The organism is Pseudarthrobacter sp. AG30 (assembly GCF_003116525.1).
GTDB lineage: Bacteria > Actinomycetota > Actinomycetes > Actinomycetales > Micrococcaceae > Arthrobacter.
Genome location: NZ_QEHL01000057.1, coordinates 1 through 229 on the forward strand (window position 1 = coordinate 1; position 229 = coordinate 229).

General features: G+C 70.3%; 1 protein-coding gene. It reads right to left on the reverse strand.

The window, feature by feature from the left end; all coding sequences use genetic code 11:
* On the reverse strand, window positions 1–198 hold a 198-nt coding region (locus DC347_RS21295; protein WP_240617898.1), incomplete at its 3' end, for a PKD domain-containing protein.
* Between the last annotated feature and the right edge of the window lie 31 nt (window positions 199–229).

Below are 229 nucleotides of genomic sequence, written 5' to 3' on the forward strand. Positions count from 1 at the left end.
CCCCGCCGCCGCATAACTGTGCGTCGGGTTCTGCACGGTGGAGGTCCCGCCGTCACCAAAATCCCACGCCCACGACGTCGGGGTGCCCGTCGACGTATCCGTGAACGCCACGTTCAACGGCGCCGTCCCCGACGTCGGCGAAGCCGTAAACGACGCCACCGGGGCAGGAGCCGGCGGCGGGGTGGTCCCACTGGCCATGATTTCCACACGGTCGGCGGCGGCGTAGGTG